This is a genomic window from Variovorax sp. IB41 (assembly GCF_016405905.1).
Classification (GTDB): domain Bacteria; phylum Pseudomonadota; class Gammaproteobacteria; order Burkholderiales; family Burkholderiaceae_C; genus Variovorax.
In genome coordinates this window covers 77,647-94,384 of sequence record NZ_JAEFCB010000007.1, presented here as the reverse complement: position 1 = coordinate 94,384, position 16,738 = coordinate 77,647, and the positions used below count along the sequence as shown (strand labels likewise).

Here is a 16,738-nt window from a genome sequence, read left to right as displayed (position 1 = left end):
GGGCTGCGGGTCAGAAAGTGAAGCCGAGGCGGAAGTGCAGGCGGAATTTCTTCGTGTCCACGCCGTAGGCCAGGTCGGCCTGCACCGGCCCGACCGGGCTGCGCCAGCGCGCGCCCACGCCCACGCCCACCTTGGGCTTGAGCTCGCCGGGCTTGTCGGCCACGGCGCCGGCATCGGCGAACACCACGCTCTCCCATTCGGTGAGCTTGTTGTTGTAGACGAAGGGGCGCTGCCATTCGACGCTGGCCACGCCGAGGTAGCGGCCCGAGACGATCTGGCCGTCGGCGCGCACGGTGCCGATCTGCTTGTAGCTGTAGCCGCGCACGGTGGTGTCGCCGCCGGTGAGGAACATCAGCGTGGAGGGGATCTGCGCCGAGTCCTTGGCCGACACCGCGCCGGCCTCCACGCGCAGCTGCAGGCGGCTGCGCCGCGCGCGTGCCTCGGTGTCCTCGGCCGAGCCGAGCGGCAGGATCCCCAGCCCGCGCACGTAGGTGCGGGTGAAGGGCGTCCGCTCTCCCGTGAGGGTGTAGCCGGCCGCCAGTTCGAGCGCCAGCGCGTAGCCGCGCGTGGGGGCCGAGTTGTTGTCGAAGTAGCGCCCGGTCCAGCCCCAGTTGGCGGTGACCGCCGAGGCCGAGGGCGGCGCGTTGATGCCGCGGTTCTGCGCGTAGTCGTACTGCAGGAAGTAGCTGCGGTCGATGTGGTCGCTCGATTTGTTGCGCCCGCCGCGCAGCCGGCCGCTGTCCACGATGTAGCTGCCCGATTCCTCGCGCTTGAGCTCGGCGCCGGAGAACCAGCGCCAGCCCTTGTCGTCGGGGATCGCGTTCCACTCGGTGCCCAGCGACTTGATGTCGTTGTCCACCGAGAGCCGCGAGACCGCGCGCCAGCCCAGCAGCGGGATCTGGTTGTGGATGTGGTCGATCGACAGGCGCGGGCCGTTGTCGGTGGTGAAGCCTGCTCCCAGCACCACCTTCTGCAGCGGCGCCTCGCGCAGTTGCGCGATGACGGGCGCGGCCAGCGGGTTGCCGCTTTCGGTATCGAGCGTGAGGAACACCGAGTCGTAGTAGCCGCTGCTGGCCAGGCGCTGCTGCGCATCGAGCAACTTCTGCTGGTCGTAGTCGGTGCCGGTGGGCAGGCGCGCGATGCGGCGCGCGCCGTCGGGGTCGTAGCGCGAAAGGCCCCGCAGCATGAGCGGGCCGAATTTGTACGCGGGCCCCGACTGGTAGGTGACGCTCAGGCGCGCCTCGCTGCGGTCGGCATCGACCTCGGCGCGGCTCACCTCGATGTTGCCGGTGGGGAAGCGCTTGGCCGTGAGGCTGCGCAGCGCGGTGGTCTTGGCGTCGTCCCAGGCCTGCTGGGTGAAAGGCAGGCCCGCGCGCAGGGCCCAGCCGGTGCGGATCGAGTCGCGCTGCGATTCGGCAGTGGCATCTTCTGCGATGGCGCCGGCATAGCTGATCTGCACGTTGCTCACCTTGGTGGGCTCGCCGGGCGCGACGGTGATGACGATCTCGCGCGGGGCCTTGGTGCTTGCGGGCGTCTCGTTGAGTTCGAGTGTCAGCGTGGGGGTGAAGTAGCCCAGGGTGCCGAGCAACTCGCGCGCGTTGCTCTCGGCGGCGACCATGAGGCGGGAGATTTCCGTCGCACCGAGGTCGTCGAGCTCGCGGTAGCGCTGGATTTCGAGATGAAGGGTGAGGTAGTCGCGCACCGCCTCGGGCCCGCGCACGTCGACGGTGAAGGCGTCGCGCTTGTCGGCTTTCTTCTCGTCCTTGCCATCCTTGCCGTCCTTGGCGGCGGGCGTGCTGTCGGCATCGCCGCTGCGCACCAGGCCCGCGACGGGCTTGCCTTCGGTGCTTTCTTTTTTCGGCAGCAAGCTGCAGCCTTGCAAAAGAAGGACGCCACAAAAAAGCAAAGCCGGCCACCACGCCGGCGAAGAAACGGAAACCACCCTGACCATGGGCGGATTCTGACAGCAAGAATTGCCGGTTCCTGAAGCTTCCGGATACAGGTCGTTCAGTCCTGCTTGCGCATTACTTGGAGAGCATGCGCATCGCGTCTTCCAGCCCGCGCAGCGTGAGCGGGTACATGCGGTTGGACATGAGCTGCTGCATCACCGCGATGCTCTGCCTGTATTGCCACACGCCCTGGGGCTCGGGGTTGATCCACGCGAACTTGGGAAAGGTGTGCGTCAGGCGCTGGATCCACTCGGCGCCGGCCTCTTCGTTGTTGTATTCGACGCTGCCGCCGGGCTGCAGGATCTCGTAGGGGCTCATGGTCGCGTCGCCCACGAAGATGAGCTTGTAGTCCTTGTTGTACTTGCGCAGGATGTCCCAGGTCGCGAACTTCTCGGAGAAGCGGCGCTTGTTGTTCTTCCACATGAAGTCGTAGACGCAGTTGTGGAAGTAATAGAACTCCAGGTGCTTGAACTCGGTCTTCACGGCCGAGAACAATTCCTCCACGCGCTGGATGTGCTCGTCCATCGTGCCGCCCACGTCCATCAGCAGCAGCACCTTGACGTTGTTGTGGCGCTCGGGCCGCATCTTGATGTCGAGGTAGCCCGCATTGGCCGCGGTCGAGTGGATGGTGTTGTCCAGGTCCAGCTCTTCCTCGTGGCCCTCGCGCGCGAACTTGCGCAGGCGCCGCAGCGCCACCTTGATGTTGCGCGTGCCCAGCTCCTGGCTGTCGTCGTAGTCCTTGTAGGCACGCTGGTCCCACACCTTCACCGCGCTCTTGTTTTTGCCGGCGCCGCCGATGCGCACGCCCTGCGGGTTGTAGCCGCCGTTGCCGAAGGGCGAGGTGCCGCCGGTGCCGATCCACTTGCTGCCGCCCTCGTGGCGCTCCTTCTGCTCCTCGAAGCGCTTCTTGAGCGTGTCCATGAGCTCGTCCCAGCCCATCTTCTCGATCTTGGCTTTTTCCTCGGCGGTGAACTCGCGCTCCAGCGTCTTCTTGAGCCAGTCGAGCGGCACTTCCTTGGTGAAGTCGGTGAGCATCTCCACGCCCTTGAAGTAGGCGGCGAAGGCGCGGTCGAACTTGTCGTAGTGCTTCTCGTCCTTCACGAGCGCGGTGCGCGAGAGGTAGTAGAAGTCGTCCAGGCCGTAGGCGCCGTCGGAGTTGGGGCCCACCACGTCGGCCTGCAGCGCCTCCAGCAGCGTGAGGTATTCCTTGACGGACACCGGCAGCTTGGCCGAGCGCAGGGTGTAGAAGAAATCGATGAGCATGGGTCGCTCCTTGTGTGTTCAGTCGCGCGGCTTGTCCAGCAGGTACAGCAGCTGTGCCTTCACCTCGGGCCACTCGCCCGCGCGCAGGCTGTACATGACGGTGTCGCGGATGGTGCCGTCGCGGCGCATCGCGTTGCCGCGGACCACGCCGTCCTTCTTCGCGCCCAGCCGCTCGATGGCGCGCTGCGAGGCGAAGTTGAAGTTGTCGGTGCGCCAGCCCACCACGTTGCAGCCGAGCGCCTCGAACGCATGCGTGAGCATTAGCAGCTTGCAGGTGGTGTTGACGTGCGTGCGCTGGCAGCGCGCGGCGTACCAGGTGTAGCCGATCTCGATGCGCTTCACGCCCGGCAGGATGTCGTGGTAGCTCGTGCTGCCGAGCACCGTGCCGGTGGCCGCTTCGGTCACCGCGAAGGCGAAGCGATCGGCGGTCTTCAGCGCGGTCTCGATGTAGGCGCGGGTGTTCTCGGGTTCGGGCACCGAGGTGACGCGCAGCTTCCAGAGTTCGCCATCGGCGGCCGCGGCGCGCAGGCCCTCTTCATGGTCCAGCGCGAGCGGCACCAGCGCGATGTCGCGGGCCTTCAGCGTGACAGGTTCGACGAACGCCATCCTTCAAACACCCCTGGGTTCAGTTACTTCAGCTTCTCGGATTGCCGTACTTGCGCACGTACCAGGCACGCGCGATCTGCACCCCGCCGCCACCGCCCAGGCCGATCAGGAGGATGCCGAAGATCTCCTTGTTGCCGTAGCCGCCGGCGCCGAAGGCATCCAGGCCCAGCAGCAGGCCGACCCAGCGGCCGAGCAGCGCGCCCGCGACGAACAGCACCGCCTGGGCCACGCCCAGCTTGAGCAGTTGGCCCGTGGGGTGCGGCCGAGGCGATTCGCTCATCGGTTGTTGCGCTGCATGAAGACCAGCTTCTCGAAGAGCGTCACGTCCTGCTCGTTCTTGAGCAGCGCGCCCACCAGCGGCGGCACGGCGACCTTGTCGTCCTTGCTCTGCAGGGCTTCGAGCGGAATGTCTTCGGCCACCAGGAGCTTGAGCCAGTCGAGCAGCTCGGAGGTCGAGGGTTTCTTCTTCAGGCCCGGCAGGTTGCGCACGTCGTAGAAGGTCTTCATCGCGGCCGTGAGCAGCTCTTGCTTGAGGCCCGGGAAGTGCACCGCGACGATGTGCTTCATCGTATCTGCGTCGGGGAACTTGATGTAGTGGAAGAAGCAGCGGCGAAGGAACGCGTCGGGCAGTTCCTTCTCGTTGTTGGAGGTGATGAACACCACCGGCCGGTGCTTGGCGCGGATGAGCTCACGCGTCTCGTAGCAGTAGAACTCCATGCGGTCGATTTCGCGCAGCAGGTCGTTCGGGAATTCGATGTCGGCCTTGTCGATCTCGTCGATGAGAAGCGCCACCGGCTCGTCGGCCGTGAAGGCCTGCCAGAGCACGCCCTTGACGATGTAGTTCTGGATGTCCTTCACGCGCTCGCCGCCATCGACGTCCGAGAGCTGCGAATCGCGCAGGCGGCTCACCGCGTCGTATTCATAGAGGCCCTGCTGCGCCTTGGTGGTCGACTTGATGTGCCACTGCAGGAGCGGCAGCCCCAGCGCCTCGGCCACTTCCTCGGCCAGCATGGTCTTGCCCGTGCCGGGCTCGCCCTTGACCAGCAGCGGGCGCTTGAGCGTGATGGCGGCGTTGACCGCCAGCATCAGGTCCTGAGTGGCGACGTAGTTGTCTGAGCCCTTGAATTTCATGAGTGAACGAGAAGCGAGGTGGAAAGGCGGGGTGGAGAAAAGAACACACTCGATTCGCATCGCACAGCCTCTTGGGCGGCCTCTGCGGGTTCCCGTGGGACCCTTGCATATAATCGAATGTTGATTCGAAAAACTGTATCTCCACGAGATTGTGCGCGCAAAATGAACAAGCTGTTGACCACGATGTTTGCCCTTGCTGTCGCTTGCGTGACGCTCTCGGCACAAGCCCAACAAGTCACGGGCAACGCCCAGAACGGGTCCAAGAAGGTTCAGATGTGCGTGGGCTGCCACGGCATCATCGGCTACCAGGCCAGCTTCCCCGAGATCCACAAGGTGCCGATGATCGCTGGCCAGAGCGCCACCTACATCGTCTCGGCGCTCACCCAGTACAAGGCCGGCGACCGCAAGCACCCCACCATGCGCGCCATTGCCGATTCGCTCACCGAGCAGGACATCGCCGACGTGGCCGCCTACTACAGCCACCTGGGCGTGAAGGAAGGCGATGCGCCGCCGGCCGCCCTTGCCAAGGCCATGCCCGAGAACATCACCGCGCTGGTCGGCCGCAACGGCCCCGACAACAGCTGCACCAAGTGCCACGGCGCCAACTTCAACACCCCGAACGACGGCACCGTGCCCAAGCTGGCCGGCCAGCACGCCGACTACCTCTTCGTGGCGCTCAAGTCGTACCGCGTCAAGAACAACGCGCACCTGGGCCGCTCGAACGCGGTGATGGCCGGCCAGGTCGAACCCAAGAAGTTCACCAACGCCGAACTCAAGACGCTGGCCAGCTACATCAGCTCGGTGCCCGGCGAACTGAAGACGGTGCCCGAGTCGCGCATCCACCACGGCGAGCAGTAAGCGCTTCGCTTCCCCCAACAAAAAAGCCCGCGCGATGCGGGCTTTTTTGTTGGGGATTTCCCTGAGATCAGACGTCGAAGAACGCCGTCTCGTCCGCGCCCTGCATGCGGATGTCGATGCGGTAGCTCACCGCGCCGCCTTGCTCCACGCGCTCGGCGATGAGCGTGTGACGGCGCTCGGCCGGCACGCTCTGCAGCACCGCGTCCTTCGCATTGGCCTCGGCCTCGTCGCTGAAATACACGCGCGTGAACGCATGCAGCAGCATGCCGCGCATCAGGACGATCACGTTGATGTGCGGCGCTTCGCCGGGCGCCTCTGCGCCGGGCTTGACGGTATGGAACACGAAGCGATTCTCCGCATCGGTGCCGGTGCCCACGCGGCCGAAGGCGCGAAAGCCCAGCGCGCGGGCTTCTTCGGGCGTCTGCGGGTAGCGGCCTTCGCCGTCGGGCTGGCTGATCTCCACCAGCGCGTCGCCGATCGCATTGCCGTCGCCGTCAATCACCCGGCCTTCCAGGCGGATGCGTTGGCCGGCGGCACCGTCGAGCGCCACGACGGCGTCGAAGGGCTGGTCGAAGTCGTAGCCGTACTGCGTGGCGGTGAGGCCGTAGGCAAAGTAGGGGCCCACGGTCTGGGAGGGGGTCTGGCCGAAATCGGCTTCCTGGGCGGTCATCAATGGCATGGGAATTCCTTTCAGCGGTTCTCGAACGGCGTCTCGTCCGCGCCGCGCAGCACGATGTCGAACTGGTAGCCCAGCGCATAGCCCTCTTCGGTGATGTCCAGGCTGAAGTCGGCGATCAGCCGGTTGCGGTAGCGCTCCGGGGTGCCGGTGATCATCGGGTCGTACTGCATCAGCGGGTCGCCGGGAAAGTACATCTGCGTGACCAGGCGGCTCGCAAAGCTCTGGCCGAACAGCGACAGGTGGATGTGCTGCGGGCGCCAGGCGTTCGGATGGTTGCCCCACGGATACGCGCCGGGCTTGATGGTGAGAAAGCGGTAGCGGCCTTCGCTGTCGGTCAGGCACCGGCCCGCGCCGAGGAAGTTGGGGTCCAGCGGCGCATCGTGCTGGTCGACCTTGTGCACGTAGCGGCCGGACGCGTTGGCCTGCCACAGCTCGACCAGTGTGTTGGCGACCGGGCGGCGGCGCTCGTCGAGCACCTGGCCGGTGAGGATCATGCGTTCGCCCAGCGGCTCGCCGTTCTTGCGCGCGTTGCGCGTCAAGTCATGGTCGAACCCGCCAATGCTGTCGTGGCCGTACACGGGCTGCTGCAGCTCGCCGAGCGACGCCTTCAGCGGAATCAGCGGCTTCTGCGGGCCGCGCTTCACCGTGGACTTGTAGCCGGGGTAGACGTAGGCGGGGTGGGCGTCCCAGTCGCGCGGCGTGAGCGTGGGAAGGGTGCCCTTGGTGGGGGTCGTCATGTGCGTTGTCTCCTGTCGTGGGACGAATTCTCGAGCCGCCACTTTAGAAGCGCCGTTCGATGATGTAAATTGAAGATTGCGCCAGTTTTCATAACCAGCAGTCATTGAGCAAGCCCGCCGACCTTCGCCAGGATTTCATCCGCAACGTGCAGTTGCGGCACCTGCGCGCCTTCGTCGCCGTCGCGCAGGAGCGCCACCTGGCGCGCGCGGCGTCGCGGCTCTCGCTGAGCCAGCCGGCGGTGTCCAAGACGCTCTCGGAGCTCGAAGCCATCGTCGGCACGCGCCTGGTCGATCGCAGCCAGGCCGGCCGTCGCGGCGTGCAGGGGCTCACGCCGGCCGGCGAGCAGCTGCTGGCGCACGCGCTGCGCGTGCTCGAGGCGCTCGATGCCAGCGCCGAGGCGGTGGCGCCGACGGCGGGCGGGCGCATCGAGCGCCTGCGCATCGGCGCGCTGCCGAGCGTGGCGCCCGCGCTGCTGCCGTCGGCGCTCGCGCGGCTCAGGGCGCACTGGCCCGCCGCGCAGATCGCCGTGAAGAGCGCCGCCAACGCAGTGCTGCTCGACGAACTGCGCGCCGGCGAGCTCGACCTGGTGGTGGGCCGCATGAGCGATCCGCGATTGATGGGCGGCCTCAGCTTCGAACTGCTCTACACCGAGCCGCTGGTGTTCGCGGTGCGCGCCGGGCATCCGCTCGCGCTCAAGCCGGCGCCCGTGCAGGCGGTGCTCGACTATCCGCTGGTGGTCTACGGCGAGGGCACGATCCCGCGCCACAACACCGAGAGCTTCCTGTCGGCGCGCGGCCTCGTGCTGCCGACCCATGCGCTGCAGACGCTCGACGTGGCCGTGGCGCGCGCGCTGGTGGCGGTGTCCGATGCGGTCTGGATCACGCCGCTGGGCGCCGCGCGCGATGCGTTGGCAGAAGGCCGGCTCGTGCGCCTGCGCATCGACACGGCGGGCACGGAAGAGCCGGTCGGCCTGCTGCTGCGCAGCGATGCCGAAGCGTCGTTGCTGCGCGTTGCGATGACCGCGTTGCTGCGCGAAGGCGCCAAGCAGCAGGGCGCGTTGCCATCGCGAGGTAGGCAGAAACCCTGATCAATCTTTCGTGGCGCGGCGCTGCACGCAGGCCACGTAGCCCTCGCCATCGGGCGGGCGTCCGGCGCGCTGGCTCTCCCACATCATCTGCCCGAGGCAGTCCATCGCCTCGTGATGCGCATGCAGCAGCGAGCCGCGGCGCGCGGCCAGCAGCTCGACGGCCTGGCGGATGCCGCGCGGCTGGTCGATGGAGCACTGCTCGCTGATCGACAGATGCATCGACAGGTGAAGGAACGGGTTCTCGCGCCCGTTCGATCCGTCGTACACGCGCGCCACCGCGGCGTCGGCATCGGCCAGGTCCTCGTGGTACTCGGGGTGCTCGTCGATCCAGCCGGCGGCGATGGTCTCGAGCGCTTCCATCGGAAGGCCCTGCCGGTGCTTGGCGTACACGTCGCAGAAAAAGCGGCGCACGTCTTCCTGGGAAGGATTGAACATATATAGATAGAGGGAGAAGAAAAGCGGAGAGAGAAAGAGCGAGAAAAACAGAGAAGAGGCGCGGTGCGCAAGCCATCGCGATCGGCCTCTTCGGCGACCCGGAACACGCGCGGCGTTCCGGGTACAGGGCGTTACATCGTTACGTAACGAATCGCGAAATGACCTCCTTACGCGATGTTTCGATGTGCCGCCGCGTCAGCGGTTTTCAGAAAAATTTTCATACAAATCAACGACTTGAATCGATGGCGGCGCCTCGTTGGCAAGGCTTGCAAAAAGCGGCACGCAAGTTGCCCCTGTACATGCATCTTTTGTCACAGAGGCTGCCATGAACGCTCCACAAGCATCGACCGATTCGACCGAAGGACTTGCCGCATCCAGCGCAGCTCCTGTGGTTCTCGCCCAAGCCACCGTCACTCCGCTGGGCAGCCCTGCCATGGCGAGTTCGGCGGGCTCCATCGCCCCTTCCGGGCCTGCCAGCATCGGCACATTGTCCAATGCTACGCCCGGCACTGCCGTGATGCGCGACGGTGTCCGCATTCCGGTGGATGGCAACCAGACCCTGATCGCCGGTGACCGCGTGATCGTTCCTCAGGACGGGCATGCCAACGTCATGTTCCCCGGCTCGGCGTCCAACAAGGCGCCGCTGGCCGGCGTCTTCACCGGCGGCACCGATGCGACCATCGGCTCGACCAAGCTGCCCGGCGGCCTCGAGCAAGTGAATGTGGATGTGGCCTCGGGCGACCTGCAGGTCACCCCGCCCGACAGCGATGCAGACGCAGCCGCCCTGGCCGTGACCAAGAAGCTCGCGGCCGGCAGCGGCATCGGCCTCGGCGAATTCGCGCTGGGCGCCCTGGGTGCCGCGGCACTGGGCGCTGCGCTGAGCGGTGGTGGCGACGGCGGCAGCAGCGGCGTGCCGTTCCTGGTTCCTGGCCTGGGCGATGGCGGCGATGCAGATGCCGACGCGGATGCGGACGCCGATGCGGATGCAGACGGTGATGCGGATGCAGACGCGGATGCAGATGCGGACGCCGACGCCGACGCCGATGCCGATGCCGATGCGGACGCTGATGCCGACGCCGATGCAGACGCAGATGCAGATGCAGATGCAGATGCCGACGCCGACGCCGATGCGGATGCAGACGCCGACGCCGACCACCTGCTCGATCCGGGCGACGGCCTCGTCCACGGTGTGGTCGACGCGATCGACGGCACCCTCGGCCTGGGCGGCGCCCTGGCTCCGGTGTCCTCGGTGGTCGACGGTGTGACCGATGTGGTCGACAGCGTGCTGGCTCCGCTACTCGGTTCGGAATTCACCCCGAACGACCCCAACGAGTTCGACCCGGTCGACAACCTCGTGGGCAACGTCCTCGACCCGCTGGGCAACACGCTCAGCCCCGTGGTGGACGGCCTGCTCGGCGCCGGCGTGACCGATGCGCTGCTCGGCTCGCTGCTGGGCCAGGTCGACTACGTGACCGACGGCCTGCACAACCTGCTCGCCGGTGACGGCCCGCTCGGCGGCCTGACCGCAGGCCTCGGCCTGGACGGCCTCCTGGGCGAAGACGGCATCGTCGGCGGCCTGCTCGATGGCGTGCTGGGCGACAACGGCCTGATCGGCGGCCTGCTCGGCGAAGACGGCCTGGTCGGCGGCCTCCTGGGCGAAGACGGCATCGTCGGCGGCCTGATCGGCGACGGCAGCGCCCTGGGCGGCCTGCTGGGCAACGTGCTCGGCGACGACGGTGTCCTGGGCGGCCTGCTCGGTGAAGACGGCGCGCTCGGCGGCGTCCTGGGCGGTGTGCTCGGTGCGGACGGCCTCCTGGGCAGCCTCACCGGCGACGGCAGCGCCCTGGGCGGCCTGCTCGGCGACGACGGCCTGGTCGGCGGTCTGCTCGGCGAAGACGGCGTGCTCGGCAACCTGCTGGGCGAAGGCGGTCTGGCCGGCGGCCTGCTGGGCGAAGACGGCCTCCTGGGCGGTCTCCTCGGTGAAGACGGCATCGTCGGCGGCCTGCTGGGCGAAGGCGGCCCGCTGGGCGGCGTGCTCGGCGGCGACGGCCTGCTGGGCGGTCTGCTCGGCGCGGACGGTCTCCTGGGCGGCCTGCTCGGCGACGACGGATTGGTGGGTGGCCTGCTGGGTGAAGACGGTCTCCTCGGCAGCGACGGCCTCGTGGGCGGCCTCCTGGGCAACGACGGCCTGGTCGGCGGTCTCCTCGGCGACGACGGCCTCCTGGGCGGTCTGCTGGGCGACGACGGCATCGTCGGCGGCCTGCTGGGCGAAGACGGCCTCCTGGGCGGCGTGCTCGGTGACGACGGCATCGTCGGCGGCCTCCTGGGCAACGACGGTCTCGTGGGCGGCCTGCTCGGCGACGACGGCCTGGTCGGTGGCCTCCTGGGCGACGACGGTCTGGTCGGCGGCCTGCTGGGCAGCGACGGCATCGTCGGCGGCCTGCTCGGACCGGACGGCCTGGCTGGCGGCCTGCTCGGCGAAGACGGCATCGTGGGCGGCCTCATCGGCGAAGACGGCCTCCTGGGCGGCCTGCTCGGCGGCCTCCTGGACGGCATCGGCGGCGGCAACCCCGGCACCCCTGGCGGTCCGGCGCTGCTCGATCCGGTCGACAGCATCGTGGGCGGCATCGCCACCGGTCTGAACAACGGCCTGCTCGGCGACCTGGGCCTGGGCGACCTGCTGACCCCGGTGGCCGGCATCACCGATTCGGTGACGGATGTGGTCGACGGCCTGCTGGCCCCGATCCTGGGCGACGTGTTCACCCCGAACAACCCCAACATCCTCGACCCGGTCGACGGTGTGGTGGACCAGGTGACGGACGGCGTGAGCGGCCTTGTGAGCCCGCTGGCCGACCAGCTGCTGGGCGCGGGAACGACGGCGGCGCTGCTGAACGCGGTGGACACGCAAGTGGACTTCCTCACCGACGGCGTGGCGAACCTGCTGAACGGCGACCTGCTCGGTGGCGTGCTGGGTGACGACGGCCTGCTGGGTGGCCTGCTCGGCGGCGACGGCGGCCTCCTGGGCGGCGTCCTCGGCGGTGACGGCGGCCTCCTGGGCGGCGTCCTCGGCGGTGACGGCGGCCTCCTCGGCGGTGTCCTGGGTGACGACGGCCTGCTGGGCGGTCTGCTCGGCGGTGACGGCGGCCTCCTCGGCGGCGTGCTGGGTGACGACGGTCTGCTGGGCGGCTTGCTCGGCGGTGACGGCGGTCTCCTCGGTGGCGTGCTCGGTGACGACGGCCTCCTGGGCGGCGTCCTTGGCGGCGACGGTGGTCTCCTCGGCGGCATCCTGGGCGACGACGGCCTCGTAGGCGGTCTGCTCGGCGGTGACGGCGGTTTGCTCGGCGGCGTGCTGGGTGACGACGGCCTGCTGGGCGGCGTCCTCGGCGGCGACGGTGGTCTCGGCGGCTTGCTCTTTGGGAACGGCGGCTTGCTCGGCGGCGTCCTCGGCGACGGCGGCCTGGTCGGCGGCATCCTTGGCGACGACGGCCTCCTGGGCGGTGTCCTCGGCGGTGACGGTGGCCTGCTCGGCGGCGTCCTCGGTGACGGCGGTCTGGTCGGCGGCATCCTGGGTGACGACGGCCTCCTGGGCGGCGTTCTCGGCGGTGACGGTGGCCTGCTCGGCGGCGTCCTCGGTGACGGCGGCCTGGTCGGCGGCATCCTGGGCAACGACGGCCTCCTGGGCGGCGTGCTCGGCGGCGACGGTGGCCTCCTGGGCGGCGTCCTCGGCAACGACGGCATCGTCGGCGGTCTGCTCGGCAACGACGGTCTGGTCGGCGGCCTCCTGGGCGACGACGGCCTCGTGGGCAACCTGCTGGGCAACGACGGCCTGGTCGGCAGCCTGCTGGGTCAGGACGGCCTGGTGGGTGGATTGCTCGGCGGCGTCCTGGGCGGCGACGGTCCGGTCGCCAACATCCTGGAGCCGATCTCCGGCGTGGCAGGCGGCCTGACGGACACCGTCGCGCCGATCGTCGCCACCGTGACGGGTGCCGCTTCCGGCGCACTGGCACCGGTGACCGACATCCTGGCCGGCGCAACGGGCACGGTGGCTCCGGTGGTCGACACGGTGGTGAACACCGTCGATCACGCGGTCACCCCGCTGGTGACCGAGGTCGTGACCCCGATCACCAGCCTGGTCGAGCACGCAGCGTCGCCGGTGACCAACATCCTGCACGGCCTGCTGGGTTAAGGATCAAGAAGCCAAGAAGAGCGAAGGAGAGAGGGAAGAGGGAAACCGCAGACAGGGACAGGCCGGCCACCGGCCTGTCCCGCGAAAGGATTGATATGAAAAAGAATTTCCGGATATTGGCCATCGTTGCACTCGGGGCCAGCCTCGTGGCCTGCAGTACGCCCAAGAGCGGCCGCGACGATGCGACCTACTACTACTCGAACAAGGGCGCGGCCGCGGTGGCCAAGGTGGAACCGCCGCCGCCCGCGCCGTTGCAGAACGGACCGGCCGGCGTGCCGAAGATCGTGTATTTCGACTTCGACAAATACAACATCCGCACGCAGGACCAGCGCATCGTGGAAGCGCACGCGAGCTTCCTGAAGAACCGCCCGTCGAGCCGCGTGGTCATCGAAGGCCACACCGACTCGCGCGGCGGCCGCGAATACAACCTCGCGCTGGGGCAGCGCCGCTCGGAGTCGGTGCAACGGGCGCTCACGCAGATGGGCGTGCCGGCCGAGCGCGTGGAGGCCATCAGCTGGGGCATCGAGAAGCCCGCGTCCCTGGAAACCACCGAGGAGGGCTACCAGCTCAATCGCCGCGCCGAATTCAGCTACCGCTGAAGCCGGAAGCCAAGCGATGACGTCGAAGGCAACAGTCTCCGGTCAGCGATTCCGTCGAAGCGAGAGCAGATGACGGACGCGACCGGTCTCCCGCACTCGATCGGGGCCGAATGATGTCCTTTTCAGACCAGCTCCACGCCTGCCACGAACGCCTTGCGTCGGTGTGCGCGGCGCTGCCTGCCCCTTACCCCGCGTTCACGCTGTTCTTCTCGGTGAGCGACGGTTCGCAGCGCGCGCACGTCGTGCACGCGCGGGCCGCCGAATTCGAGACCGCGTGGCGCGAAGGCGCCGACATCGTGGAGCGCTGGGTGCGCGACCACGGCGTGGTCTCGCCCTGGCTTCGCATCGACTGGGTCGAGGGCGCGAGCCCGATGGACTGGGCGCAGTTCAAGACGCAGCTCACGGCCGTCAAGCGCAACTACTTTCGCCTCGGCCTGGCCTTCGACAAGGACTTCGAGATCGCGTTCACCGAGCAGGAGCTCAACGCCAACGCGATGCTGGCGGGCGACTCGACCATCGCGCATGCGGTGATGAACCCGCGCAACTTCGAGGCCTACGGCCAGGCGCGTTTCCAGCGCTCGCTCGCGCTGGACATGCCGACGGACCAGCCGGTCTACCTGCTGGCGACCGTGGGCGTTTTCTGCCAGCCCGACGGCGTGGTGCACAAGCTCATCGGCACGGGGCTCGATGCGGGCCGGCGCCAGCTGCCGGCGCTCAACCCGCAGTCGGCGATGGACCTCGTGCGCAGCGGCTCCGCGTACCTGGCGCGCCAGGTGCAGAGCGACGGGCTCTTCGTGTACGGCTACTTCCCGTGCTTCGACCGCCGCATCCCGACCTACGACGCGATGCGCCATGCGAGCGCGATCCACGCGATGCTCGAGGCGTGGGAAGTCACGCGCGACGAAACCCTGCGCTCGGCCATCGACCGCGCGCTCGACCACCTGACCAACTGGCTCATCCGCGACTACCAGCTGGCCGACGGCCGCGAGGTGGCGTACCTGGTGGACACGGGCGGCGAGATCAAGCTGGGCGGCAACGCGGCCTGCGTGCTCGCGCTGGTGAAGTACTGCGAGCTCATGGATACGCGGCGCTGGCTGCCGCTGCTCGAAAAGCTGGCGCTCGGTATCGTGTCGCTGCAGGATGCGGCCACCGGCCGCTTCAACCACGTGCTGCACGCCACCGACCTGGCGGTGAAGCAAGCATCGCGCGTCATCTACTACGACGGCGAAGCGGCCTACGGCCTCATGCGCCTCTACGGCCTCACGCGCGATGCGCGCTGGCTGGCGGCGGTGGAGAAGGCCTTCGATCATTTCATCGCGAGCCAGCACTGGCAGGCGCACGACCATTGGCTCAGCTGCTGCGTCAACGAGCTCACGCACTGGAGCCCGCAGGAGAAGTACTTCCGCTTCGGGCTGCAGAACGTCGCGGGGTATCTCGACTTCGTGCTCGACCGCAAGACCACCTTCCCGACGCTGCTCGGGCTCATGCTTGCCGCGCAGCAGATGCTCCAGCGCCTGGAAGGCATGCCCGCGATGCGGCACCTGCTGGACGAGCTGGACACCGAGAAGTTCTACCGCGCGCTCGACTACCGCGCGCACTATCTCCTGAACGGCTTCTTCTGGCCGGAGGTGGCGATGTACTTCCGGCGGCCGTCCACGGTCGTCGGGTCTTTCTTCATCCGCCACCATGCGTTCCGCGTGCGCATCGACGATGTCGAGCAGTACGTCTCGGGCTTCGCGTCGTACCACCGCTACCTGCTGGAGCGCCGCGTGCCGCTGGGCGCGAGCAGCGCGGCCAGCAGCCCGCGGGACGACGGCGCCGCCTGGACCGCCAGCGAAATGGCCCGCGTGACCAGCGGCGAATGGGTGGTGCGCCCCGAAGACGGATGGCGCGCGAGCGGCGTGACGCAGCGCTCCTTCATGCGCAAGGGCCGCGTGGTGTTCGAGAACCAGACGCGCCCCTCGAAGACGCCGCTCGCGGCGGTCACGCTCAAGGGCGTGCTGCAGCCGGCCGCGGCGGTGCTGTGCACCGACCCCAAGCCGCACCTGGACAAGCGCGTGCCGGTGCTCAAGGTGCCGAATGTGCTGCAAGCCGTGCTGCAACTCGGGGAACATGCGCGCACCGAATTCACCGGCCGCGTGTGCGGCGTGCTGGGCCACGGCACCGGCAGCAGCACCGTGGCCGCGATGATGGCCGGCGCGCTCACCGTGTGGGGCGAGGTCGGCCAGCCCGAAGGCAACATCAGCCTGCCCTCGGGCATCGCGTGGAACCTCACCTGCATGCCGCGACACGCGGCCTATTGGGTGCTGGAGATGGGCACCTCGCACATGCCCGCATCGTCGCAACTGGTGCGGCCTTCGCTGGTGGTGGTGACGGGCCTGTCGGCCGCATCGCAGAAGCACCGCGGCCCTTCGGAAGCGGCCGCGCGCATGGACAGCCGGATCTTCCAGGGCATGGCCGCCGGCGACAACGTGGTGCTCAACCGCGACATGCCCGAGTTCGCGACCTTCGCCGAAGCCGCGATGGCGCATCAGTTGCAGATCGTGACCTACGGCGAGCACAAGGAGGCCGACGTGCGCCTCCTGGCCTTCGACCACGGCGAGGTGCAGGCGCAGGTGGCGGGCGAGCCCTTCCAGCTGCGGCTGAACGCGCCCGGGCGCCACATGGGCGCGAGCGCCGTCGCCGCGCTCGGCGCGCTGCAGGCGCTGCGCCTGCCGCTGGCCGCGGCCGTGGAGCCCTTCGCGCACTTCGAGCCGCCGGGCGGACGCGGTGCGCTGCACACCATTCACATCGGCGGCGGAAGCTTCAAGCTGATCGATGAAACCTATGACGCCAACCCCAGCTCGATGCGGGCGGCGCTCGAATTGCTGTCACAAGCCCCCTGCGAACCTGCGCGACGTGTCGCCATCCTTGGCGACATGCAGGAGCTGGGTCCCGCGGCGCAACGCCATCACCTCGACCTGGAGGAAGAGTTGCTGGCGTCGCAGCCCGACCGGGTGCTGCTGTGCGGTCCGCTCATGCGGGCGCTGCACGCGCGCATCCGTACCAAGGTCCGTTCACATTGGTTCGTGGACGTGTCGGACCTGTCGACCGCATTGGGCGGTCTGCTGCAACCGGGCGACTGGGTGCTGGCCAAGAGTTCCGCGGGCGTCGGCCTGTCCCGGCTTGCCCGGGTTTTGAAAGCACTGCCATGAGATGGAACGCATT

Annotated in this window: 14 protein-coding genes; 5 read left to right on the top strand and 9 right to left on the bottom strand. The window is 68.2% G+C overall.

The window, feature by feature from the left end; all coding sequences use genetic code 11:
- Positions 1-10: 10 nt before the first annotated feature.
- The 5 genes from JC881_RS15070 to JC881_RS15050 form a co-directional block, all read right to left on the bottom strand.
- Positions 11-1,951, bottom strand: coding sequence for an autotransporter assembly complex protein TamA (locus JC881_RS15070; protein WP_198786522.1), 1,941 nt, complete (start codon positions 1,949-1,951; stop codon positions 11-13).
- Positions 1,952-2,024: 73 nt separating this feature from the next.
- Complete coding sequence (locus tag JC881_RS15065) at positions 2,025-3,212, bottom strand: vWA domain-containing protein (RefSeq protein WP_198786521.1); 1,188 nt, start codon at positions 3,210-3,212, stop codon at positions 2,025-2,027.
- Between the two features lie 18 nt (positions 3,213-3,230).
- Complete coding sequence (locus tag JC881_RS15060; protein ID WP_198786520.1) at positions 3,231-3,818, bottom strand: GNAT family N-acetyltransferase; 588 nt, start codon at positions 3,816-3,818, stop codon at positions 3,231-3,233.
- Positions 3,819-3,846: 28 nt separating this feature from the next.
- The gene (locus JC881_RS15055; protein WP_093442654.1) at positions 3,847-4,098 is read right to left on the bottom strand and encodes a hypothetical protein; all 252 of its coding nucleotides are present in this window, start codon (positions 4,096-4,098) and stop codon (positions 3,847-3,849) included.
- Positions 4,095-4,949 carry an AAA family ATPase gene (locus JC881_RS15050; RefSeq protein ID WP_198786519.1) on the bottom strand — a complete coding sequence of 285 codons (855 nt, stop codon included), beginning with the start codon at positions 4,947-4,949 and terminating at the stop codon, positions 4,095-4,097. Before JC881_RS15050 ends, JC881_RS15055 begins: the two co-directional genes overlap by 4 nt.
- Before the next feature lie 162 nt (positions 4,950-5,111).
- Here JC881_RS15050 and JC881_RS15045 point away from each other — a divergent pair, with 162 nt between their 5' ends.
- Positions 5,112-5,807, top strand: a complete 696-nt coding sequence (locus JC881_RS15045; protein WP_198786518.1) for a c-type cytochrome — start codon at positions 5,112-5,114, stop codon at positions 5,805-5,807.
- A gap of 67 nt (positions 5,808-5,874) precedes the next feature.
- On the opposite strand, the gene pcaG is transcribed toward JC881_RS15045, so the two are convergent.
- Complete coding sequence (pcaG, locus tag JC881_RS15040) at positions 5,875-6,486, bottom strand: protocatechuate 3,4-dioxygenase subunit alpha (RefSeq protein ID WP_198786517.1); 612 nt, start codon at positions 6,484-6,486, stop codon at positions 5,875-5,877.
- Between the two features lie 11 nt (positions 6,487-6,497).
- On the bottom strand, positions 6,498-7,223 hold the full coding sequence (gene pcaH, locus JC881_RS15035) for a protocatechuate 3,4-dioxygenase subunit beta (protein WP_198786516.1): 726 nt from the start codon (positions 7,221-7,223) through the stop codon (positions 6,498-6,500).
- 104 nt (positions 7,224-7,327) lie between these two features.
- Here pcaH and JC881_RS15030 point away from each other — a divergent pair, with 104 nt between their 5' ends.
- On the top strand, positions 7,328-8,311 hold the full coding sequence (locus tag JC881_RS15030) for a LysR substrate-binding domain-containing protein (protein ID WP_198786515.1): 984 nt from the start codon (positions 7,328-7,330) through the stop codon (positions 8,309-8,311).
- On the opposite strand, the gene JC881_RS15025 is transcribed toward JC881_RS15030, so the two are convergent.
- Together JC881_RS15025 and JC881_RS15020 are read right to left on the bottom strand one after the other, a co-directional pair.
- Positions 8,312-8,746 carry a DUF1841 family protein gene (locus JC881_RS15025; protein ID WP_007838777.1) on the bottom strand — a complete coding sequence of 145 codons (435 nt, stop codon included), beginning with the start codon at positions 8,744-8,746 and terminating at the stop codon, positions 8,312-8,314. It abuts the gene before it with no gap.
- 195 nt (positions 8,747-8,941) lie between these two features.
- Positions 8,942-9,202, bottom strand: coding sequence for a hypothetical protein (locus JC881_RS15020; protein ID WP_198786514.1), 261 nt, complete (start codon positions 9,200-9,202; stop codon positions 8,942-8,944).
- Between the two features lie 61 nt (positions 9,203-9,263).
- Here JC881_RS15020 and JC881_RS15015 point away from each other — a divergent pair, with 61 nt between their 5' ends.
- From JC881_RS15015 to JC881_RS15005, 3 genes are all read left to right on the top strand, one after another.
- Positions 9,264-12,932 carry a hypothetical protein gene (locus tag JC881_RS15015; RefSeq protein WP_198786513.1) on the top strand — a complete coding sequence of 1,223 codons (3,669 nt, stop codon included), beginning with the start codon at positions 9,264-9,266 and terminating at the stop codon, positions 12,930-12,932.
- 95 nt (positions 12,933-13,027) lie between these two features.
- Positions 13,028-13,531: a peptidoglycan-associated lipoprotein Pal gene (gene pal / locus JC881_RS15010; RefSeq protein WP_198786512.1), complete on the top strand. Its 504-nt coding sequence runs from the start codon at positions 13,028-13,030 to the stop codon at positions 13,529-13,531.
- A gap of 110 nt (positions 13,532-13,641) precedes the next feature.
- Positions 13,642-16,725, top strand: a complete 3,084-nt coding sequence (locus JC881_RS15005; protein ID WP_198786511.1) for a UDP-N-acetylmuramoyl-tripeptide--D-alanyl-D-alanine ligase — start codon at positions 13,642-13,644, stop codon at positions 16,723-16,725.
- The last annotated feature ends 13 nt before the right edge of the window (positions 16,726-16,738 follow it).